This is a genomic window from Streptomyces sp. NPDC057694 (assembly GCF_042799415.1).
GTDB lineage: Bacteria > Actinomycetota > Actinomycetes > Streptomycetales > Streptomycetaceae > Streptomyces.
In genome coordinates this window covers 16,292-36,950 of record NZ_JBHVIX010000013.1, presented here as the reverse complement: position 1 = coordinate 36,950, position 20,659 = coordinate 16,292, and the positions used below count along the sequence as shown (strand labels likewise).

The following is a 20,659-nucleotide window of genomic DNA, read 5'->3' as shown; positions in this document are numbered from 1 at the left end:
CCGCCTCCGTCAGAGCTCCGCGCGCACCGCGTCGGTGAACTGCGGCCACACCTCGGCCGCCCACGGCCCGAACGCCCGGTCCGTCAGCGCCACACAGGCCGCCCCGGCATCCGGGTCCACCCACAGGAACGTCCCCGACTGCCCGAAGTGGCCGAACGTCCGCGGCGACGACGAACTCCCCGTCCAGTGCGGCGACTTGTGGTCCCGGATCTCGAAGCCGAGCCCCCAGTCGTTCGGATTCTGATGCCCGTACCCCGGCAGTACCCCCTTCGTCCCCGGATACTGCACCGTCATCGCCTCGGCCACGGTGCGCGGGTCGAGCAGCCGCGGCGCCTGCACCTCCGCGGCGAACCGCACCAGGTCGTCCACCGTCGACACCCCGTCCCTGGCGGGCGAGCCGTCCAGCGTCGTCGCCGTCATCCCCAGCGGTTCCAGCACGGCCTGCCGCGCGTACTCCGCGAACGGGATGTCCGTCGCCTTCGCGATGTGATCCCCGAGCACCTCGAAACCCGCGTTCGAGTACAGCCGGCGCGTCCCCGGCTCCGAGGTCACCTTGTGCTCGTCGAAGGCCAGCCCACTGGTGTGCGCCAGCAGGTGCCGCACCGTCGAGCCCTCCGGCCCGGCCGGCTCGTCGAGCTCGACCGCCCCCTCCTCGTACGCGACGAGCGCCGCGTAGGCCGCCAACGGCTTGGTGACCGAGGCCAGCGGGAAACGGTGGGCCGTGGGCCCGTGCGTCCCCAGCAGGGCGCCGTCCGCACGGACGACGGCTGCGGCGGCGGTCGGGACCGGCCAGTTCTCGATCAACGCGAGGCTCTGCATGCCTCCGAGCCTAATTCCTCCCCAGCGTCACTCTCATCGAGGGCGCCGCGGTGCGGGCGAAGCCGAGGGAGGCGTAGAGCGGCTCGCCGTCCGCCGTCGCCAGCAGATCGACCCTGCGCACATCACGCTCCTCGTACCAGGCCAGCAGCGCTTCCATGCACGCGCGCGAGTAGCCCTGCCGACGGTGGCCCGGGTCGGTGCACACGTTGAAGATGTGCGCGGAGACACCGGACGGGTTGCCCGGACCGCCCAAACCGCGCTGGGTCATCCCGGCCGCACACGCCGCGAGCCGCCCCGAGCCGCCCGGATCGTCGACGACGAACGCCGTCAACTCGCTGCCTTCATAGCCCAGTTGGGATCGCAACGTCTCCAGCGCCGGCTGCTGCCAGTCCACGTCGTCGCTCGGTCGCATCGAGTCGAGCATGATCTTGCGGAGGCGGACCAGTTCCTCGGCGTCCTCGGGGACCGCACGGCGGGCAGGCGTCATGATCGAAAAGGTAGCGAGGGCGCCGTCCCGCTGTCCTCCGGATTTCTCCCCGATCTGCTTGCCTGGAGTGCACTCCAAGGTTCTAGCGTGGGGCCCATGACGGTGATGGAGACCACGCCCGCACCCACCCAAGCCGGGGTCGACGCCTGCCGGGCGGCCCCTGTAGCCCATCCACGTCCGAACGGTCAGGACCGCTACACCATCAGCGAGGTCTCGGCCATCACCGGACTGACCGCGCACACCCTGCGCTGGTACGAGCGGATCGGCCTGCTGCCCGACGTCGACCGCTCGCACACCGGTCAGCGTCGCTACACCAACCCCGATCTGGACTGGCTCGCCTTCGTCAACAAGCTCCGGCTCACCGGAATGCCGGTCGCCGACATGGTCCGCTACGCCGAGCTCGTGCGCCTGGGGGACCACACCTTCGACGAGCGCAGAGAACTCCTCGAATCGACCCGCCGCGACGTCCTGCACCGCATGGCCGAACTCCAGGACACCATGGCCGTGCTGGACCACAAGATCAATTTCTATGCGGGTGCCGGAGCGGCCCAGAAGTAGTACGGCTGGGGCCAGTGGCGGTATGGCTGGGTCCTGAAGCCGTGAGCCTCGGTCGAGAAGCTGTGAGGCCCGATCGAGAAGCAGTGAGCCTGGGTCGAGAACCAGTGAGCCTGGGTCGAGAAGCAGTGCGGGCGGGGAAGGGCGGGACGGCCTGGGCTCGGTGAACGCCGGGCTCGTCATGCCAGCCCCAGAGCGAACACCGCGAAGCCCGCGGCCAGCAGCCCGGCCAGCGCCCGTCGCCCTCGGCGCGCCGGCTTCCACGGCGATTCGAAGCCCCGCGCGTAGCGACCTGTCAGAGCGAGGAGTGCCGCGAACAGCGGCAGCCACGCGAGGCGGGCCGCTATCCAGCCGAGCGTGTCGGGCGGCGCGGTGAGCCCCGGTACCGCGCCGCCGAGAGACGCCGTCGGGATCGCCGCCATGAGCATCGCCGTCTGGTGCCAGCACAGGATCGTCATCGCCGACAGGTTGATCACCACGACCGGCGCCCACAGCGCGGGCCTCCGAAGCAGTCGGCCGATGCGGTCCCGCAGCAGGATGGCGGCGCCGCTCTGCGCGGCCCCCAGAGCGAGCACGAGAAGCGACGGCGGATGCGAGTTCGTCCGTGCCTCGCCCGGGACACCGACCATCGACGTCGGATAGTGGAAGGCCAGAAGCAACAGCGCGAACAGGGCCGTCCCACCGATCAACAGGAACCAGGCGCCGCGCCGCGCAAGCTTCTTCTCGCCCCAGCTGACGCCCAGTTGATAGGCGAACAACCAGCCCGGGAGCAGATTCAGCAGGCTCAGCCAGGACGGCATGGCGGACGCCGAGGGCCCGTACCGCAGGAAGTCGACGAGGGCGACCGAGCCGAGCAGAGGCGCCGCCGACCACGCCCCGAACCGCCGCGCGGCCCGGATGCACCAGGGAGTGAGCGCGGTGATCACCGCATAGACCCCGACGAACCACAGCGGCTGTATCACCAGGGTGGAACCGGTCCGCAGGGTCTGCCAGGGCACCCCGAGGGCATGGAGCACCGGAATCAACGCGGCCCAGATCGCAGTCACCCCCAGCACCGGGCGGCCCAGCCGGGCGAGTCTGCCGCGCAGCCACTCGGCCTTCGCCGTGCCGCGCTCCCGCGCACGGCGATAGGAGAGCGCCGACGCATAGCCGCCCACGAGGAAGAAGATGCCGAGCATCTGAAGCACCCAGCTCAGAGGAGCGAAGAAGCCGAAGGCGGACAGCGGGCTGGCGTTGTGCAGTGCGCCCCCGGAGCCGAGGGTGAAGCCGCCGAGAAGCCAGTGGCCGGTCGGGACGGCGAGCAGTGCCATGGCCCGCAGCCCGTCCACTGCCCGGTCACGATGGGCCGGGGTCTTGGCGTCGATCGCTGCGACGGTCCGGGACGCGTAGGTCCGCAACGAGGTGAGTGTCATGACGAATCTCCTGTGGCGATGTCGGTGAAGGCACGCAGCGAGTCGGTGCCGGGCGCGAAATAGCCGGTGTGGCCCTCGGCCTTCTCGGCGGCTATGCGTCGGGCGCCGAACGAGGAAGATGTCGGGTCCGTGCCGTGCCCGAGGCCGAACAGCTCGACGTTCGGCACCTTCGCGATCCAGTCGCTGTCGTCGCGCGCGGCCCACACCCGGGCCCGGGCGCGCAGCTCGGCCACGCTGTCCGCGCGCACTCCCGGGGAGGCGAACACCACCAGGTCCGACGCGGGAAGCCGGTGTGCGGCGAGCCCGCACACCACCGAGCCGTAGCTGTGGCAGAAGACGGCCGGCTCCGGTGCGCCGACGGCGGTGAGACCCTGCACGAAGCGGGCCAGCCGTGGGGCCCCGGCCTCGGCGAGCCGCCCCGTGGCGGCGTCGGGACCCAGCCCCACGGGTGTGGTGTAGCCGACCCACGCCACCACCGCGGTCCGTGCGTCCGTCGCCCGGTACAGGGCGCGGGCCATTCCGGCGGGAGTCCCGTACGGGTCCGTGGCCCGGTCGAACGAGCCCAGATCGATGTCCGAACCGGGAACGATCACCGACACGTGCCGGGCCCCGCGCAGGTCGCCGAACACCTCGGCGATCTGTCCCCGGCCGCGGGGGTCGAAGGCGAGGATGTGGCGCTCCGGCGCGAGCAGTTCGCCGCAGCGCTCGGCGCGGGCACGGGCGCTCGACCGCTCCTGCTCGGTGCGCGTCGCGTCCTTCGCGACGCCGAGGGCTCGTGCGCGCTCGGCCCGCAGTGCGCGTGCGTTGGCCTCGTACCGCAGGCCGATCGGCGCGCCGTCAAGATTGCCGACGACCGAGGGATGCCGGACGACCAGCTCATGCTGCTCGGAGACACTCAACCCGGCGAAGAAGGAAGCGACTTGAGCGGGCCTTGCTGTCGCCGGATCGGGCAGCGCGTCGTGCAGCGAGTGGTCGGCGCGCCAGGACGCGGTGCCCGGCGGCGGACCGGTGAGCGGACGCTGCTCGTGCGCCGATGCCCACCCCGCGGTACCGGTGATCACCGTCGTCGTGAGCGCGGCGGCGACCAGAGTGCGCCTGCCGCGTCGCTTCCAAGAGCTGAGGACCATCGTCCGTCTCCCCCTCGTTCGTTGGCCTGACGAGGGGAAGGTATGGATTCGGCCGAGCGCGACACGTCACACCACGGAGCCAACTTGCGGGTGATACCTGGGTATCCATGAGGGATACCGCAGTAGGGGGTGGCAGGTGCGCACGTCGCTCAACAGGCAAGACACAGTGATACCGGTTGAGTTGGTGAGCGCGGACCGGGCTCCGGCCGGGCGCTTGTCCCGGGCGAGGTGCTACCCGGGTAGGGGTTACTGCTCCCCGGGCGTGACGAGCCCCGACTCGTAAGCGAAGATCACGGCTTGGGCCCGGTCGCGCAGCCCCAACTTGGCCAGCACGCGCCCGATGTGGGTCTTCACGGTCTGCTCCGCAAGGACCAGCTTCTGGGCGATCTCCTGGTTGGACAGGCCGCGCGCGATCAGCTCCAGGACCTCGAGCTCGCGCGGAGTCAGCGACTTGAGCTGCGGCGAACGATCCCTGCGTACGGGCCTGGTCCTCGTGAAGTCCTCGATGAGCCGCTTGGTGACGGTCGGCGCGAGCAGTGCCTCGCCCGCCGCCACCACACGCACCGCGGCGATCAGATCGGTGGGCGGTGCGTCCTTCAGCAGAAAGCCGGAGGCGCCCGCCTGCAGCGCCGCGTAGACGTAGTCGTCCACGTCGAACGTCGTGAGCATCAGAACCTTGGGCCGGTGCACCACACCGCGCGGCGGGTCCAGCAACTCCTGGGTGGCGGCGAGCCCGTCCATCTCCGGCATCCGGACGTCCATGAGGACCACGTCGGGGTGGGTGGAGCGGCTGACCTCGACACCCTTCCGGCCGTCGGGGGCCTCACCGACGACGTCGATGTCGCTCTGCGCCGACAGCAGGGCGGCGAAGCCCGCTCGCACCATGGACTGGTCGTCGACGATGATCACGCGGATGGTCATGCGGGCCGAATTCCTTTACACCGTCGGTGAGCCGGGCGCGGTCAGCGGGAGCCGGGCCGCGACGCGAAAGCCTCCGTCGGGCAGCGGGCCCACGTCCAACGTGCCGCCGACCAACCGTACGCGCTCGCTCATCCCCACGAGCCCGTGTCCCGTACCGCTCGATTCGAGCGGGGCCACCGGCTCCCGTGCAGGTCCATTGACCACGAGCACCAGCAGGGCGTCGGCATCGAGCCCGATCGAGATCTGCGCCCGCGCACCGGGCGCGTGCCGCACCACGTTCGCCAACGCCTCCTGGACGATGCGGTAGGCGGAAAGGTCCACCGCCGGTGACACGTCGGCCAGTTCACGGACCAGGGCCAGCTCGGGATACGACAGCTCGGTCGGCACACCGCCGCGTATCGTCGCCTCCACCAGCTGCCGCAGATGCGCGAGGCCCGGCTGAGGCGTCAGATCTCCTTGCGACTCCTCGCTGCGCAACACCGCCAGCAGGCGCCGCATCTCGGTCAGCGACTCGCGGGCACCGGCGGCGATCGAAGCGAACTCCTCGCGCACGTCCCCGGTCAGACCCGGCAGACGGTACGGCGCGGAGTCCGCCTGAACGGTGATCACCGACATGTGGTGGGCGACGACATCGTGCAACTCCCGCGCGATCCTCGCCCGCTCCTCCAGCAGCGTGCGGCGGGTCCGCTCGGCCTCGCTGATCGTCTCCTGCTCGACGAGTCTGCGCTGCGCCTCTCCGCGCTCGCGCATCAGCGCGCCCAGCAGCAGCACTCCGCCGCTCAGGACGATGAGCAGCACCCCCGTGTCCTGACTGGTGCTGTCCCTAAAGAGTCCGACGACGATGCTGGCGGCGACGGTGACCAGCCAGATGCCGATGAGAGCGCGTCGGCTCTGCCGCAGGGCCAGGGCGATGCACAGCGCCAGATACCCCACGACGACCATCGGGGTCCAGGGCGACGGATGGTGCGCGTCACCCTGGAACAGCGGGATCGTCCCCAGCACATCGGCGACGATCATGATGTACCAGGCGGTCAGGGGCCGGGTGACCGCGAGCAGCAGCGGCGCCGCCTGGGCGACCGCGATCGCGCCGGCGAGGCCGCCGCTCACCCCGTAGTCGTTCGACAGCACCTGGGTGGTGACCGGGATCAGGACCGCGACGAAGCCGAGCGCGATCACATACGGCAGCAGGCGTACCCAGCGCTGGGGCGCCCGAGCCAGAAACGGCTCCGTCCGATCGCCCTCGACGGCGGAAGCGAGGCTCGCCCCGACCGACGCCAGCCCACCGCCCACGTCGCGCAGACGGTGCCGCAGCGAGTCGGCCGCACGCTCGGGCCCCGTCCGCTCCGGGTCGTCCGGCGGGCGGGGGCTCTGGTCGGGGGAGTCCGGTGCAGTGCTCATGGCCTGTTCAGCGTAGGCAACGGAGCCGCCGCGTGACGTCATACCGAGGTGCTCACCGCACCCCCTACCCAGGTATCACGAACATTCCGAGGGCCCGGCCGTCACAGCTCCGCGAGCAGCTCGGCCTTCTTCGTCGTGAACTCCGCGTCCGTGACCAGGCCCGCCTGATGCAGCTCGCCGAGGTGCCGTATCCGGTCGGCGATGTCCGCCGGGTCCCGGCGCGCGGGAACCGTCGTCCGGACGGCGGGCTCCCCCGTGGGGGACGGGGCCGAGCCGGACGCGCGTACGGCCGCGAGCACGGACGCGGCGAACGGCAGCGACTCGTGGACCGGTCCATAGCCGAGCCCGAAGACGACCGCGGCCGGATCCTGGTCGGCCTGCCCCGGTTGTTCCCCGGCGATGTCACGGTGCAGGAGCCGCAGGTGCCCCTCGAACAGCTCGGGCGAGCGCCATTCGACGCCGCTCAGATCGCCGACGGGGAAGGTCTTGTCGCCGGCCTTCCACTTCGCGGACGACGCTCCCGTCCAGAACCACCGGAAGGAGACCGACGAGCCGTCGAAGGAGGCCTTTCCGTCGTACGCCTTGAACTGGAGCGGAGCCTCGGGCGGCGCCACCAGGCAGCCGTCGCTCCGCACGTCCTCCTCGGCGACGAGCTGCCCACGCAACTCGTCCGCGTAGTACTCCGCGAGCGTCTCCCGCTCCGCAGGGAGCACGAGGCGGTAGGGATCGCTGCTCTCCTTCAGCTGCCCGGCCGCGGCGTCCATCAACGGATCGGCGCCCGGTCTAGGAACGGCGTGCAGCACTACGGTCCCGCGTTTCCCCGGAGTCAGGGTCACCGCCGCGATCGCTTCCAGAGGGATGCGGCGCTCGCCCAGCGCCTGAAGGAGCTTCGGCGTGCGGATCCCCCGTTCGAAGCGGATGCGCACGGAGTCGGTCTCGAACTCCCAGGCGGCATGAAATCCGGCCAGTACGTCACCCATGCGGCTCATCGTATGCGGCACGCCCGCCTCCGTCGCCTGTTGCGTCGGACCACTGTTTCGCCGTTCTCTACGCGCGTCAGGCCGAGATGTCTCCGGAAAATCCCTCGCGGCAGTCCTGGTCCGTGTGGGCACAGAGCACCGATCGGTACGAGCCAGTTCCGATCTCGGCGAAGTTGCTGAGGCTTTCGGTGCCGGGTTCGAAGTAACCGGCGTGACCCTTGGCGTCTCCCGCGGAGACGACCCGGGCCCCGAAGCCCGACGAGACCGGATCCGCGCCGTGACCCAGGCCGCCCACCTCCATGTAGGGCACGTCCTGGATCCAGTCGTCCTTGTCGCGCATGGCCCACACGCGCGCGTGTGTGTGCAGGCCCGAAGCGCTCTGGGCCCGCATCCCCGGACTGCCCGCCACCGTGATGTCACTCACCCGCGACGGCAGGGCGTGCGCCGCGACACCGCAGACCACGGAGCCGTAGCTGTGGCAGTACAGGGCCACCGGCGAGCCGCCGGGGAGTCCACGCAGCATGGCGTTGAGCCGGACCGCGCCGTCGTCCGCGCGCATCGCCGTGGCGGCGTCCACCCCCAGGCCGGCGGGGGCCGTGTAGTCGGCCCACGCGATCACCGCGGTGCGGGTGCGAGGGCTCTTCTCGCGTTCGGCGGCGTACAGAGAGCGAGCCATGCCCACCGGAGCGGAGTACTTGCGGGACGTGCGCTGGAACGTCAGCACATTCGTGTCGACACCCGGCACCACGACCGAGACCCGCTGCGCCCGGTCGAGGTCGCCGAACACCTCGGCCACCCGGCCGGAACCCATGGGGTCGAAGGCGAGGATCTTGCGATCCGGATCGGCCAGGAGCGCGAAACGCTGCATCCTTTGTTTCGCGTCGGAATGACCCGCGGAGGAAAGCCGCTTGTCGTGCATGCGCTGATGCTCGACCTTGCGCTCCTCGTTCAGAGCGATGTGATTCGCGCGGTAACGCAGCGCTACGGGTGCGCCGTTCATGTTGCCGACCGCGAGCGGATACCGGACGGCGAGGCGACCGCGTTGGTGTGGGGTCAGGGAAGCGAAGAAGTGCCTGAGACGGGTGGGGGAGCCGTCGTGCGAGGGCAGCGCGTGCCCGTCTATCCGGCCGCGGTCCCAGGCGTTGAGAGCGGATTGGAGCGGCGTGTTGACGCCCTGCTGGTGACGCACCGCGGTCCAGCCGGTGGTCGCCAGCATGACGAACACGACGGCCAGCGCAAGCAGTGCGCGCCAGACGTTGAGTTGGGGGGATGAGTCGAAGGAAGTCACTGCGGGACACCCTAGGAGAAGCGCGAGGAGCCCCGTACCACGGGTGAGGTAGATCACGTTTTGTGGGGTGTATTTGGGTAAAAGCGGACGTAGTTGAGGTCAGGCCCTCACTCTGCGTAGGGGGTCGGGGCTCCTTGTGCGCGCGGGAGTGCGACCGGCGTCACTCCGACGCCTTTATGCGCCGTTCACGCGCGATCGCGCCGCCAGTGCTCACCGATCGACGGGGTCAGATGATCGAGATACGTCTCGGTGACGGCGCGGATGGCGTCGACGCTGGTGTCCTCGCCGGCGCCCCACAGGCGTCCGGCCAGACGCATCACGCCACTGAACGCGGCCACGGCCACGCGCGGGCGCGGGTCGCTGTCCACGTCCACGCCCTCACGTTCGGCGATGACGTGCGCGATCTCCTCCTCCAGCTCGATGGAGCGGCGCAGGTGCTCGGCCAGCAGGGAGGGCGTCGACTCGATCAACTGATATATACGCATGTGGAGTTCGACCGGAATGACCTCTTCCACGGAGCGGCTCAGCGCGTCCCACGTGCCGAGGACCGTGTGGCGCAGCGCCTCGAACGGGCTTTCCTCAATGGGGCGTTCACGCAACGCGGCGACGAAGCGGCTCTCCACCATGTCCTGCACGGCGAAGGCGACCTCTTCCTTGTTCGCGAAGTAGCGGAAGAAGGTGCGCTGGGAGACCTCGCAGGCCTCGACGATCTCGTCGACCGTGGTCCGGTCGAAGCCCTGCGTCGTGAAGAGCTCAAGTGCGGAGCGCAGCAAGGCTGTTCGTGTGCGCTGCTTCTTGAGTTCACGCAGGTTGAGTCGGGCGGCCATGTTCCTCTTTCCAGCCGTTCGTGCCGCTCGGCGGCAGTGTGAGCGAGGCGACAGTTACCGAATGGTGAAATGCTTTGTCAACTGTCAGGAGCTGTCACTAGCCTCGAACGTATGACTAGTCAGATCACTGTCGACAAGGCGGACCGGGTTCCGGAGCCCGACCCCGCCCCGGCATCGGCCAAGGGACTTCGCGGCCATCCCTGGTTGACCCTTTTCTCTGTCGCGATCGGCGTAATGATGGTCGCCCTCGACGGCACCATCGTCGCCATCGCCAACCCGGCCATTCAGAAGGACCTCGGCGCGAGCTTCGCCGACGTCCAATGGATCACCAACGGCTACTTCCTCGCCCTCGCGGTCACGCTGATCACCGCGGGCAAGCTCGGCGACCGGTTCGGCCACCGGCAGACCTTCCTCATAGGCGTGGTCGGCTTCGCCGCCGCCTCCGGAGCCATCGGTCTGTCCGACAGCATCGCGCTCGTCATCACCTTCCGCGTCTTCCAGGGCCTCTTCGGGGCGCTGCTGATGCCCGCCGCGCTCGGCCTGCTGCGCGCCACGTTCCCGGCCGAGAAGCTGAACATGGCGATCGGCATCTGGGGCATGGTGATCGGCGCCTCGACCGCGGGCGGTCCGATCCTCGGCGGCCTGCTCGTCCAGCACGTCAGCTGGCAGTCGGTCTTCTTCATCAACGTTCCCGTCGGCGTCATCGCCCTCGTCCTCGGCCTCGTCATCCTGCTCGACCACCGCGCCGAGAACGCGCCGCGCTCCTTCGACGTCCCCGGCATCGCACTGCTGTCCGGCGCGATGTTCTGCCTTGTCTGGGCCCTCATCAAGGCGCCGAGCTGGGGCTGGGGCGACGGCATGACATGGACGTTCATCGGCGCGGCGGTGCTGTGCTTCGTGCTCTTCGCGTTCTGGGAGACCCGGGTCGCCGAGCCGCTCATCCCGCTGGGGCTGTTCCGCTCCGTGCCGCTGTCGGCCGGTGTGGTCCTGATGGTGCTCATGGCCATCGCGTTCATGGGCGGCCTGTTCTTCGTCACCTTCTACCTGCAGAACGTGCATGGCATGAGCCCGGTCGACAGCGGCCTCCACCTGCTGCCGCTGACCGGCATGATGATCGTCGCCTCTCCGCTGGCGGGCGCGATGATCACGAAGGTCGGTCCGCGTATTCCGCTCGCGGGCGGCATGGCCTGCACCGCGCTCGCGATGTACGGGATGTCCACGCTCGAGGCGGGAACCGGCAGCGGCATCATGTCCGTCTGGTTCGGGCTGCTCGGCCTCGGACTCGCCCCCGTGATGGTGGGGGCCACCGAGGTCATCGTCGGCAACGCCCCGATGGAGCTCTCCGGCGTCGCCGGCGGACTCCAGCAGGCCGCGATGCAGATCGGCGGCAGCCTCGGCACCGCCGTGCTCGGTGCTGTGATGGCGTCGAAGGTCGACAGCGACCTCGCGGGCAACTGGGCCGACGCCAAGCTTCCGCCGCTCACACCGGCGCAGCTGGACCAGGCCTCGGAAGCCGTTCAGGTCGGCGTCGCTCCCGTTCCGGACCACACCCCGGCCGGTATCGCGGCGAAGATCACGGACGTCGCCCACGACACGTTCATCTCCGGCATGAGCCTGGCCTGCCTGGTCGCCGCGGGTGTCGGGGTCGTCGCCATCTTCGTCGCGCTGCTGACCAAGCGGGGCGACAACCCGGAGGCGGCGTCGGGCGCCGCGCACATCTAGCGCCTTTCGGGCGCGAACGAGGGTGGGAAACCGCCCGTGTGGGGGAAGCCCTCGGGAACTTTCCGAGGGCTTTCGCTTATCCGGGTGACGTCGCTCGACAGCCCTTCCCGGAACCGGATCTTCCGGGCCAGAGTGTCAGGCAAGCGATCAGTCGCGAACGCAACTGGTCGATATGACACGGGGGTTGATGCACATGCGTACGTCCATGATGGTCAGGCTCGCCACGACCGCGTTCGCGGCGGTGGTGCTCACACCAGGCTTCGCCACCGCGGCCGCACCACCGACGCTGGGCGACTGCGGGCCGGGGGAGCTGTGCCTGTGGTCGAAGACCGGTTTCAAGGGAGCTCGGCACACCTACGAACTGGCCGGGACGGACATCGAGAGCTGCGTCGTGCTGCCGGAGGGGGCCAGCGCGGCGTCCCTCGCCAACCGCACCCGCCGCCCCGTCACCACCTATCAGTCCGCGGAGTGCGCAGAGACCGGGGAGTTCCAGACCTATCCCGGCAGCGGGACCTGGGAGCCCGAAACTCCTTACCGGGTAAGGGCGTTCAAGATCTGGGAGAGATAGTGGAGCGCCGTGCGCGGTAGGCGGCGGCAAGTGGGGTACCCGGAGTACCGCCCGAGTCCACGAACCCAAGGAGTGATGATGGCGGGCTTCGGACACACCACGCGCAAGCACCCCCGTTCACGTGACCACATGGGACCACGGAGCGGGCCGGACCGCGCGACGCTCGGAATCATAGGGGTCATCTGCGCGGTCGTCGGGTTCTTGGCCCTGGGGATCGTGTTCGGGCCGGTCGCCGTTGTCTGCGGTTGGCTGGCCATGGGACGCCGCTGGACCGGCACCCAGTCGATACCGGCCCTGGTCGCGGTCGTACTCGGTGCGATCGACACTCTCCTCGCGATCATCTGGCTGATCTCGTCGGCCGGTCTCGCCGCGGGAGGAATGTTCTGAGCACGAGCGGCCGACCGCTCCGAGCGGTCAACTCCAGGCGGCCCCGGGCACGTTCCCGGGGCTGCCGTTGACCGCACCCGCGCCGGCCTCCTAGCCCGATTCCGCACCGGCACCGGCACCGGCATGTGGAACGCCTGGCTCGCCGGCGTCGGCAACCACGCACGAACAGCAACGGACTGACGCCTCGGACCGACCTGGTCCCGCCGTCGATCCCGTCGCCAACCCTGTCGCCGATCCAGCCGCCGATCCCGGCGTCTCTGGTCGGCCGGGTACATCTGACGGTCCCGGCACCTCTGACTCGCCGAGTACCTCCTGCGGCTCCAACTTCTCCGCGCCGAAGGCTACTTCTGGCGATCCGGATGGCCCCGGCCCGACGGGCACCCCGGCCTGCCCCGACAGCACAGCCACCTGCGCCCGCAGCCCCCGCACCTCCTGCGCCAGCGCCTCGATGGCCTCCGTCTGACGTCGCTCCTCCGCGTCGTCCTTCTCGAACCGGGAGATGAACCACGCCGCGATATTGGCGGTGACCACACCCAGCAGCGCGATACCGGACAGCATCAGACCCACCGCGAGCGCCCGGCCCATGCCGGTCGTGGGCGCGTGATCGCCGTAGCCGACCGTCGTCATGGTGGTGAACGACCACCACACGGCGTCACCCAGCGTCTTGATGTTGCCGTTCGGCGAGTCCCGCTCCACGGAGAGGACCGCCAGTGAGCCGAACATCAGCAGGCCCACCACGGCTCCGACGACATACGTCGTGAGCTTTATCTGCTCTGCCATCCGGGCGCGACGGCCCAGCAGGAGCAGCGTCGACACCACCCGCAGCAGCCGCAGGGGCTGCGCCAGCGGGAGCACCACGGCGAGGAGGCCGAGGAGGTGCGAACGAACGAAGTGCGGCCGGTCCGCGCACAGGCCGAGCCGCACGAGGTAGTCGAAGGCGAAAGCGCCCCACACCGTCCACTCCACGAGCGTGCAGAGATGGTTCACCGATTGTGGGGCGTCCGGACGCACGATGGGGACCGCGTAGCCGACGGCGAAGACCAGGGCCAGGGCGAACAGCGGACGCTGTGTGTGCCGTTCCCAGCGGATCTGTGCCGGTTGCTCCTTCATGCGCGCATCGTAGGAAAAGCCGGAGGGCGGCGGGACCAGAGTTCCCACCGCCCTCGGAAGAGGCGCCCGCGGAGGCGGTCGCCCGGCGAGCCGTTACGCGTCGCCGCCGGCCGCGCCCGGGTCGGCGGAGGCGACGTCGAGCAGCTGGTAGCGGTCGATCGCCTGCTTCAGGACCGAGCGGTCGACCTTGCCCTCACGGGCGAGCTCCGTGAGCACCGCGACCACGATCGACGGGGCGTCGATGTGGAAGAAGCGGCGTGCGGCGCCCCGGGTGTCCGCGAAGCCGAAGCCGTCCGCACCGAGCGACTGGTAGGTGCCCGGCACCCAGCGGGAGATCTGGTCCGGCACCGAGCGCATCCAGTCGGAGACCGCGACGAACGGACCCTCCGCGCCGGACAGCTTCTGCGTGACGTAGGGCGTGCGCTGCTCCTCGTCGGGGTGCAGCAGATTGTGGCGCTCTACTTCCACTGCCTCGCGGCGCAGTTCGTTCCACGAGGTCGCGGACCACACATCGGCGCGCACGTTCCACTCCTGCGCCAGGATCTGCTGGGCCTCGAGGGCCCAGGGGACACTGACGCCCGAGGCCATGATCTGCGCCGGGATGGTGCCGGAGGTTCCGGTGCTGATGCGGTGGATTCCCTTGAGGATGCCGTCGACGTCGACGTCGGCAGGCTCAGCGGGGTGCTGGATCGGCTCGTTGTAGACGGTGAGGTAGTAGAAGACGTTCTCACTGTCCGGGCCGTACATCCGGCGCAGACCGTCCTTGACGATGTGCGCGATCTCGTAGGCGTAGGCCGGGTCGTAGGCGACGCAGCCGGGGTTGGTCGAGGCCAGCAGCTGGGAGTGGCCATCGGCGTGCTGGAGGCCCTCACCGGTCAGCGTCGTGCGGCCGGCGGTCGCGCCGAGGACGAAGCCGCGCGCCAGCTGGTCGGCCATCTGCCAGAACTGGTCGCCGGTGCGCTGGAAACCGAACATCGAGTAGAAGACATAGACCGGGATCAGCGGTTCGCCGTGGGTCGCGTAGGCGGAGCCCGCCGCGATCAGCGAGGCGGTGCAGCCGGCCTCGGAGATGCCGTCGTGCAGCATCTGGCCCGTCGGCGACTCCTTGTAGGCGAGCAGGAGGTCACGGTCGACGGACTCGTACTGCTGGCCGAGCGGGTTGTAGATCTTCGCGCTCGGGAAGAAAGAGTCCATGCCGAAGGTGCGGTACTCGTCGGGCGCGATCAGCACGAAGCGCTTGCCGATCTCCTTGTCCCGCATGAGGTCCTTGAGGAGCCGGACGAACGCCATGGTCGTGGCGATCGACTGCTGACCCGAGCCCTTCTTCACGCTCGCATAGGTCTTGTCCTCCGGGAGCTGAAGCGGCTTCGCGCGCACGACACGGGTCGGGACGTAGCCGCCCAGCGCCTTGCGGCGGTCGTGCATGTACTGGATCTCCTCGGACTCGCGGCCCGGGTGGTAGTACGGCGGGGCGCCGCCTTCGAGCTGCGCGTCGGTGATCGGGATGTGCAGCCGGTCCCGGAAGCCCTTCAGGTCGTCGACCGTGAGCTTCTTCATCTGGTGCGTGGCGTTGCGGCCCTCGAAGTTCGGGCCGAGGGTCCAGCCCTTGACCGTCTGCGCGAGGATCACCGTCGGCTGGCCCTTGTGCTCCTTGGCCGCCGTGAACGCCGCGAAGATCTTCTTGTGGTCGTGACCGCCGCGGCCCAGGTGCAGGATCTGGTCGTCGGTCATGTTCTCGACCATGGCGCGCAGGCGGTGGTCGTCGCCGAAGAAGTGCTGCCGGATGTAGGAGCCGGGCTCGGTGGCGTACGTCTGGAACTGGCCGTCGGGCGTGGTGTTCAGCCTGTTCACCAGGACGCCGTCGCGGTCTTGCGCGAGCAGCGGGTCCCAGCTGCGGTCCCAGACCAGCTTGATGACGTTCCAGCCGGCGCCGCGGAACTGGGACTCCAGCTCCTGAATGATCTTGCCGTTGCCGCGCACCGGGCCGTCGAGGCGCTGCAGGTTGCAGTTGACGACGAAGGTGAGATTGTCGAGGCCCTCGCGGGCGGCGATGGAGAGCTGGCCGAGGGACTCGGGCTCGTCCATCTCGCCGTCACCGAGGAAGGCCCACACCTGCGACTTGGAGGTGTCGGCGATGCCGCGGGCCTCCATGTAGCGGTTCATCCGGGCCTGGAAGATGGCGCCGAGCGGGCCGAGCCCCATGGAGACGGTGGGGAACTCCCAGAAGTCCGGCATCAGCCGCGGGTGCGGATACGAGGACAGGCCGTCGGGGGCCTTCGACTTCTCCTGGCGGAAGGCGTCCAGCTGGTTCTCGGAGAGCCGGTCCAGGAGGTACGCGCGGGCGTAGATGCCCGGCGAGGCGTGCCCCTGGAAGAAGATCTGGTCGCCGCCGTCGCCCTCGTCCTTGCCGCGGAAGAAGTGGTTGAAGCCCACGTCGTACAGCGACGCCGAGGAGGCGAAGGTCGCGATGTGGCCGCCGACACCGATGCCGGGGCGCTGGGCGCGGGACACCATCACCGCGGCGTTCCACCGCGTCGCGTTGAGGACCTTGCGCTCGATCTCCTCGTTGCCGGGGAAGAAGGGCTCGTCCTTGGTGGCGATCGTGTTGATGTAGTCCGTGCTGCGCATCTCGGGCACGGCCACGCGCTTCTCGCGGGCGCGCTCGATCAGCCTGAGCATCAGATAGCGTGCCCGCTCGCGTCCACGTTCGTCGACCGCCGCGTCGAGGGAGTCGAGCCACTCCTGAGTCTCTTCGGGATCGAAGTCCGGGACCTGGCTGGGGAGACCGCCAATGATGATCGGGTTGCGATCGGATCCGGAAGCCACGCTGTTCCCTCACTGTCGGTGATGCCGCTGATTCACTGTCGGGTACGCCGTTGTCCATCGTGTACCGCGGAATCGGAATCGTCATCTCTACCGCGAGGTAATCCGGATTCCGTTCGATACCCCGTGAGCGCGTGCGCACAATTCGCAACGATACGCTCATGTCGTTCACGTGTTCCGGGGGGCCGTTCGGCCCTGATCCCCCTCAGTGGTCGGGCAGGCCGGGCAAACCCGGCAGAATGCAGTGGCATACATCACTGACCAGGGGGGATCCTTGACTGGAGTTGCGGTGACACAGCCGGGAACGTCACCGTTTCGGCGGTCTCGGCGGCCGGGTACTTGCGCGATCCGTCGCGCACGTGTGGACTACGGCCAACGCTTCGCGTGCGCGCGAAGCTGAAGACAACTTCGTAAACATGATCAGGAGGCAATCCGTGAGCGCGACCGCGGACCACGCGGAGACGAACCTTGCCGTGAGGCTTGGTTTCCAGCCCGACCAGGTGGTCCAGGAGATCGGCTACGACGACGACGTCGATCAGGAGCTCCGCGAGGTCATTGAAGGGACCATCGGCTCCGAGCTAGTCGACGAGGACTACGACGACGTGGCTGACGCCGTGGTGCTCTGGTTCCGTGAGGACGACGGGGACCTTACTGATGCGTTGGTGGATGCCATCGCGTACATGGAAGAGGGCGGGTCCATCCTGCTTCTGACGCCGAAGACCGGGCGTGACGGGTACGTCGAGCCGAGTGAGATCGGTGAGGCCGCCACCACCGCCGGGCTTTCCGCGAGCAAGAGCATCAGCGCGGGCAAGGACTGGACCGGCAGCCGTCTTGCCACGCCGAAGGCAGCCGCCAAGAAGCGGTAAGCGTCCCGGCGGAACGGGAAATTAGGAGAATGAGGCCCTGGCGGGCGCGCTTCGGTGCGTCCGCGAGGGCCTCAGGCACGCCTGGACGGCTCCGGCGGGCCCCGGTCGACCCCCGGCCGGCATCGGCGGCGCCGCGGGCGGCAGTGGAGCACTCAGGGGTGGGAACTAGGCTGAAGCCACCTGAACAGCCCCATCGAAGGGAAGCTTCACCATGGCGATCGAGGTCGGCACCAAGGCTCCGGAATTCGAGCTGAAGAACCAGCACGGCGAGAGCATCAAGCTCTCGGACTTCCGGGGCGAGAAGAACGTGGTGCTGCTGTTCTACCCGTTCGCTTTCACCGGCGTGTGCACCGGCGAGCTGTGCGCCCTGCGCGACGAGCTGCCGAAGTTCGTCAACGACGACGTGCAGCTGCTCGCCGTCTCGAACGACTCCCCGTTCACGCTGCGGGTCTTCGCCGAGCAGGAGGGCCTCGAGTACCCGCTGCTGAGCGACTTCTGGCCGCACGGCGAGGCCTCGCGCGCCTACGGCGTCTTCGACGAGGAGAAGGGCTGCGCGGTGCGTGGCACCTTCATCATCGACAAGGAGGGCATCGTGCGCTGGACCGTCGTCAACGGCCTGCCCGACGCCCGTGACCTGAACGAGTACGTCAAGGCGATCGACAGCCTCTAGGCGCACCCTGTAAAGAAGCCTTGCAGGGCGACACCCTGTAGGAAGCCTCGCGGGCTGCGGGAACCCGTTACTAGGATCCATACGTTGATCCGATGCCAGACGTACTACGGGGCTCCCCGCCCCCAAAGACCACAGGGAGGACTCGTGGGAGTCAGCCTCAGCAAGGGCGGCAACGTATCGCTGAGCAAGGAGGCCCCGGGCCTCACGGCGGTCGTCGTGGGCCTGGGTTGGGATGTTCGCACCACCACCGGTGCGGACTTCGACCTCGATGCCAGCGCGATTCTGACGAACGCCGAGGGCAAGGTCCGCAATGACCAGGACTTCGTGTTCTTCAACAACCTGAAGAGCGCGGACGGCTCGGTCGAGCACACCGGCGACAACACCACCGGTGAGGGCGAGGGCGACGACGAGCAGGTCAAGGTCGACCTCGCGACGGTCCCGGCGGACGTGGACAAGATCGTTTTCCCGGTCTCGATCTACGACGCCGAGAACCGCCAGCAGTCCTTCGGCCAAGTGCGCAACGCGTTCATCCGCGTCGTGAACCAGGCGGGCGGCGCCGAGATCGCCCGCTACGACCTCTCCGAGGACGCCTCCACCGAGACCGCGATGGTCTTCGGTGAGCTGTACAGGAACGGGGCGGAGTGGAAGTTCCGCGCCGTCGGCCAGGGCTACGCCTCAGGCCTGCGCGGTATCGCCCAGGACTTCGGCGTCAACGTCTGAGTCCCGGCGCACCACCACGCTCATCCGTCCGGCGCCGCACTCCCGCAGTGCGGCGCCGGACGCGCTGGACCACAGCAATGCCGCAATGCTTTACACCTCGGGGAGGACCACCGATATGGGCGTCACGCTTGCCAAGGGAGGCAATGTCTCCCTCTCCAAGGCCGCACCGAACCTGACACAGGTCCTGGTCGGACTCGGCTGGGACGCACGCTCCACCACCGGAGCCGACTTCGACCTGGACGCCAGCGCGCTGCTGTGCAGCGGCGGCCGGGTGATGGGCGACGAGTGGTTCATCTTCTACAACCAGCTCACGAGCCCCGACGGCTCGGTCGAGCACACCGGGGACAACCTCACGGGTGAGGGCGAGGGCGACGACGAGTCGATCATCGTGGACCTCGCCAAGGTCCCGGAAACCTGCGACAAGATCATCTTCCCCGTCTCGATCCACGACGCGGACAACAGAGGACAGACCTTCGGCCAGGTCAGCAACGCGTTCATTCGCGTCGTCAACCAGGCGGACGGCCAGGAGCTCGCCCGCTACGACCTCTCCGAGGACGCTTCGTCCGAGACCGCGATGATCTTCGGTGAGCTGTACCGATACGGGGGCGAGTGGAAGTTCCGTGCAGTCGGTCAGGGGTACGCGTCCGGGCTCCGCGGCATCGCTCTAGACTTCGGAGTCAATGTTTCGTAAAGCCGTGCGCGGAGCGGGGGAGCCCCGTACTACCAGCACGGGGAAACCCGTACACACGATGGGGTAGGCAGTGGTTCTGAAAACCTTCGGCTGGTCGTTCGCGATCACCGTGCTCGGTTTGATCGCGGCGGTGTTCTACGACGGCTGGACGGCTTTCGGGGTTGTCGCGATCCTCGCGATCCTCGAGATCTCGCTGTCGTTCGACAACGCGGTGGTCAACGCCGGAATCCTGAAGAAGATGAGTGCCTTCTGGCAGAAGATCTTCCTCACGGTCGGCGTGCTGATCGCGGTCTTCGGCATGCGGCTCGTCTTCCCGGTCGTGATCGTTGCGATCAGCGCCAAGATGGGTCCGGTCGAGGCCGTCGACCTGGCCTTCAACCAGCCTGACCGCTACCAGCAGTTGGTGACGGACGCGCACCCGTCCATCGCCTCCTTCGGTGGCATGTTCCTGCTGATGATCTTCCTCGACTTCATCTTCGAGGAGCGGGACATCCAGTGGCTGCGCTGGATCGAGCGGCCGCTCGCCAAGCTCGGCAAGGTCGACATGCTCTCGGTCTGCATCGCGCTGATCGTGCTCCTCGTCTCCTCCATGACGTTCGCGATCCACGCCCACCAGCACGGCGGCGTGCACGTCGACAAGCAGTCCACGGTGCTCATCTCCGGTGTCGCCGGTCTGATCACTTACCTGGTGGTCGGCGGCCTCTCCAGCTTCTTCGAGAACCGTCTCGAGGAGGACGAGGAGCGCGAGCACGAGGCCGAGGAGAAGGCCGCCCGTGAGGGCAAGCCCAAGTCCGCGGTGGTGCTGGCCGGCCAGGCCGCGTTCTTCATGTTCCTCTACCTGGAGGTCCTCGACGCGTCGTTCTCCTTCGACGGCGTGATCGGCGCCTTCGCCATCACCAACGACATCGTGCTGATGGCGCTCGGCCTCGGTATCGGTGCCATGTACGTCCGTTCGCTCACGGTCTACCTGGTCCGCCAGGGCACCTTGGACGACTACGTGTACCTGGAGCACGGCGCGCACTACGCGATCGGCGCGCTCGCCGTGATCCTGCTGGTCACCATCCGCTACGAGATCAACGAGGTCATCACCGGCCTCGTCGGCGTCGTCCTGATCGCCTGGTCGTTCTGGTCGTCCGTGCGGCGCAACAAGCGGCTGGCGGCCGAGGAGGGCAACACGGGGAACCCGGACAAGGCCGAGGTGCCGTCCGGGGTGTGAGCCACCGAGGCCCCGGGGTTTGACCCGGGGGCCAGCCCTGGAACCCTGTCAGCGGGGCGGTCGTACGAGGAC

At 68.7% G+C, this 20,659-nt stretch carries 19 protein-coding genes and 1 pseudogene; 9 read left to right on the top strand and 11 right to left on the bottom strand.

Annotated elements, in window-relative coordinates; all coding sequences use genetic code 11:
* Positions 1-9: 9 nt before the first annotated feature.
* Together ACFVDP_RS25800 and ACFVDP_RS25795 are read right to left on the bottom strand one after the other, a co-directional pair.
* Positions 10-819, bottom strand: a complete 810-nt coding sequence (locus tag ACFVDP_RS25800) for a serine hydrolase domain-containing protein (RefSeq protein WP_383494049.1) — start codon at positions 817-819, stop codon at positions 10-12.
* Between the two features lie 10 nt (positions 820-829).
* Positions 830-1,306: a GNAT family N-acetyltransferase gene (locus ACFVDP_RS25795; RefSeq protein WP_383494046.1), complete on the bottom strand. Its 477-nt coding sequence runs from the start codon at positions 1,304-1,306 to the stop codon at positions 830-832.
* 96 nt (positions 1,307-1,402) lie between these two features.
* Between ACFVDP_RS25795 and ACFVDP_RS25790 the strand changes: the two genes are divergently transcribed.
* Positions 1,403-1,864: a MerR family transcriptional regulator gene (locus ACFVDP_RS25790; RefSeq protein WP_383494043.1), complete on the top strand. Its 462-nt coding sequence runs from the start codon at positions 1,403-1,405 to the stop codon at positions 1,862-1,864.
* 176 nt (positions 1,865-2,040) lie between these two features.
* Here the strand turns inward: ACFVDP_RS25790 and ACFVDP_RS25785 are convergent, their stop codons facing one another.
* From ACFVDP_RS25785 to ACFVDP_RS25755, 7 genes are all read right to left on the bottom strand, one after another.
* Entirely contained in the window at positions 2,041-3,273 is a 1,233-nt protein-coding gene (locus ACFVDP_RS25785; RefSeq protein WP_383494039.1) for an acyltransferase, read from the bottom strand.
* Positions 3,270-4,400, bottom strand: a complete 1,131-nt coding sequence (locus ACFVDP_RS25780; protein ID WP_383494036.1) for an alpha/beta hydrolase — start codon at positions 4,398-4,400, stop codon at positions 3,270-3,272. Before ACFVDP_RS25780 ends, ACFVDP_RS25785 begins: the two co-directional genes overlap by 4 nt.
* Positions 4,401-4,646: 246 nt before the next feature.
* Positions 4,647-5,321, bottom strand: a complete 675-nt coding sequence (locus tag ACFVDP_RS25775; protein ID WP_383494033.1) for a response regulator — start codon at positions 5,319-5,321, stop codon at positions 4,647-4,649.
* A 15-nt stretch (positions 5,322-5,336) separates the two neighbouring features.
* Entirely contained in the window at positions 5,337-6,719 is a 1,383-nt protein-coding gene (locus ACFVDP_RS25770) for a sensor histidine kinase (protein ID WP_383494030.1), read from the bottom strand.
* Between the two features lie 101 nt (positions 6,720-6,820).
* A complete protein-coding gene (locus ACFVDP_RS25765) occupies positions 6,821-7,699 on the bottom strand; it encodes a DUF4429 domain-containing protein (protein ID WP_383494027.1) in 879 nt (292 codons plus the stop codon).
* A gap of 76 nt (positions 7,700-7,775) precedes the next feature.
* Positions 7,776-8,987, bottom strand: coding sequence for an alpha/beta hydrolase (locus ACFVDP_RS25760; RefSeq protein WP_383494024.1), 1,212 nt, complete (start codon positions 8,985-8,987; stop codon positions 7,776-7,778).
* A 185-nt stretch (positions 8,988-9,172) separates the two neighbouring features.
* Positions 9,173-9,814 (bottom strand): TetR family transcriptional regulator, encoded by a 642-nt coding sequence (locus tag ACFVDP_RS25755; protein ID WP_383494021.1) that lies wholly within the window; start codon positions 9,812-9,814, stop codon positions 9,173-9,175.
* A 111-nt stretch (positions 9,815-9,925) separates the two neighbouring features.
* On the opposite strand from ACFVDP_RS25755, the gene ACFVDP_RS25750 reads away from it, so the two are divergent.
* The 3 genes from ACFVDP_RS25750 (at position 9,926) to ACFVDP_RS25740 (ending at position 12,491) form a co-directional block, all read left to right on the top strand.
* Entirely contained in the window at positions 9,926-11,536 is a 1,611-nt protein-coding gene (locus tag ACFVDP_RS25750; RefSeq protein WP_383494018.1) for an MFS transporter, read from the top strand.
* 193 nt (positions 11,537-11,729) lie between these two features.
* Entirely contained in the window at positions 11,730-12,104 is a 375-nt protein-coding gene (locus ACFVDP_RS25745) for a peptidase inhibitor family I36 protein (protein ID WP_383494016.1), read from the top strand.
* Positions 12,105-12,179: 75 nt separating this feature from the next.
* Positions 12,180-12,491 (top strand): small hydrophobic protein, encoded by a 312-nt coding sequence (locus ACFVDP_RS25740; RefSeq protein ID WP_383494013.1) that lies wholly within the window; start codon positions 12,180-12,182, stop codon positions 12,489-12,491.
* A gap of 390 nt (positions 12,492-12,881) precedes the next feature.
* On the opposite strand, the pseudogene ACFVDP_RS25735 reads toward ACFVDP_RS25740, so the two are convergent.
* Both ACFVDP_RS25735 and aceE read right to left on the bottom strand, forming a co-directional pair.
* Positions 12,882-13,601 (bottom strand): annotated as a pseudogene (locus tag ACFVDP_RS25735) (potassium channel family protein); the annotation flags it as partial.
* Between the two features lie 93 nt (positions 13,602-13,694).
* On the bottom strand, positions 13,695-16,427 hold the full coding sequence (aceE, locus tag ACFVDP_RS25730) for a pyruvate dehydrogenase (acetyl-transferring), homodimeric type (protein WP_383494010.1): 2,733 nt from the start codon (positions 16,425-16,427) through the stop codon (positions 13,695-13,697).
* A gap of 431 nt (positions 16,428-16,858) precedes the next feature.
* Here aceE and ACFVDP_RS25725 point away from each other — a divergent pair, with 431 nt between their 5' ends.
* From ACFVDP_RS25725 to ACFVDP_RS25705, 5 genes are all read left to right on the top strand, one after another.
* The gene (locus ACFVDP_RS25725; protein ID WP_383494007.1) at positions 16,859-17,290 is read left to right on the top strand and encodes a DUF3052 domain-containing protein; all 432 of its coding nucleotides are present in this window, start codon (positions 16,859-16,861) and stop codon (positions 17,288-17,290) included.
* Positions 17,291-17,501: 211 nt separating this feature from the next.
* Positions 17,502-17,960: a peroxiredoxin gene (locus ACFVDP_RS25720; protein WP_383494004.1), complete on the top strand. Its 459-nt coding sequence runs from the start codon at positions 17,502-17,504 to the stop codon at positions 17,958-17,960.
* A 144-nt stretch (positions 17,961-18,104) separates the two neighbouring features.
* Positions 18,105-18,680 (top strand): TerD family protein, encoded by a 576-nt coding sequence (locus tag ACFVDP_RS25715; RefSeq protein WP_383494001.1) that lies wholly within the window; start codon positions 18,105-18,107, stop codon positions 18,678-18,680.
* A 115-nt stretch (positions 18,681-18,795) separates the two neighbouring features.
* Entirely contained in the window at positions 18,796-19,371 is a 576-nt protein-coding gene (locus tag ACFVDP_RS25710) for a TerD family protein (RefSeq protein WP_383493998.1), read from the top strand.
* Positions 19,372-19,441: 70 nt separating this feature from the next.
* Positions 19,442-20,587, top strand: a complete 1,146-nt coding sequence (locus ACFVDP_RS25705; protein WP_383493995.1) for a DUF475 domain-containing protein — start codon at positions 19,442-19,444, stop codon at positions 20,585-20,587.
* Positions 20,588-20,659 lie beyond the last annotated feature (72 nt).

What these genes read in the sequence shown, in the direction of transcription:
- ACFVDP_RS25790 (WP_383494043.1), top strand. Translation starts at nt 1,403, where the DNA reads ATGACGGTGATGGAGACCACGCCCGCACCCACCCAAGCCGGGGTCGAC.
- ACFVDP_RS25775 (WP_383494033.1), bottom strand. Translation starts at nt 5,321, where the DNA reads ATGACCATCCGCGTGATCATCGTCGACGACCAGTCCATGGTGCGAGCG.
- ACFVDP_RS25770 (WP_383494030.1), bottom strand. Translation starts at nt 6,719, where the DNA reads ATGAGCACTGCACCGGACTCCCCCGACCAGAGCCCCCGCCCGCCGGAC.
- ACFVDP_RS25720 (WP_383494004.1), top strand. Translation starts at nt 17,502, where the DNA reads ATGGCGATCGAGGTCGGCACCAAGGCTCCGGAATTCGAGCTGAAGAAC.
- ACFVDP_RS25795 (WP_383494046.1), bottom strand. Translation starts at nt 1,306, where the DNA reads ATGACGCCTGCCCGCCGTGCGGTCCCCGAGGACGCCGAGGAACTGGTC.
- ACFVDP_RS25710 (WP_383493998.1), top strand. Translation starts at nt 18,796, where the DNA reads ATGGGCGTCACGCTTGCCAAGGGAGGCAATGTCTCCCTCTCCAAGGCC.
- ACFVDP_RS25740 (WP_383494013.1), top strand. Translation starts at nt 12,180, where the DNA reads ATGATGGCGGGCTTCGGACACACCACGCGCAAGCACCCCCGTTCACGT.
- ACFVDP_RS25745 (WP_383494016.1), top strand. Translation starts at nt 11,730, where the DNA reads ATGCGTACGTCCATGATGGTCAGGCTCGCCACGACCGCGTTCGCGGCG.
- ACFVDP_RS25780 (WP_383494036.1), bottom strand. Translation starts at nt 4,400, where the DNA reads ATGGTCCTCAGCTCTTGGAAGCGACGCGGCAGGCGCACTCTGGTCGCC.
- ACFVDP_RS25765 (WP_383494027.1), bottom strand. Translation starts at nt 7,699, where the DNA reads ATGGGTGACGTACTGGCCGGATTTCATGCCGCCTGGGAGTTCGAGACC.
- ACFVDP_RS25750 (WP_383494018.1), top strand. Translation starts at nt 9,926, where the DNA reads ATGACTAGTCAGATCACTGTCGACAAGGCGGACCGGGTTCCGGAGCCC.
- ACFVDP_RS25800 (WP_383494049.1), bottom strand. Translation starts at nt 819, where the DNA reads ATGCAGAGCCTCGCGTTGATCGAGAACTGGCCGGTCCCGACCGCCGCC.
- ACFVDP_RS25785 (WP_383494039.1), bottom strand. Translation starts at nt 3,273, where the DNA reads ATGACACTCACCTCGTTGCGGACCTACGCGTCCCGGACCGTCGCAGCG.
- ACFVDP_RS25755 (WP_383494021.1), bottom strand. Translation starts at nt 9,814, where the DNA reads ATGGCCGCCCGACTCAACCTGCGTGAACTCAAGAAGCAGCGCACACGA.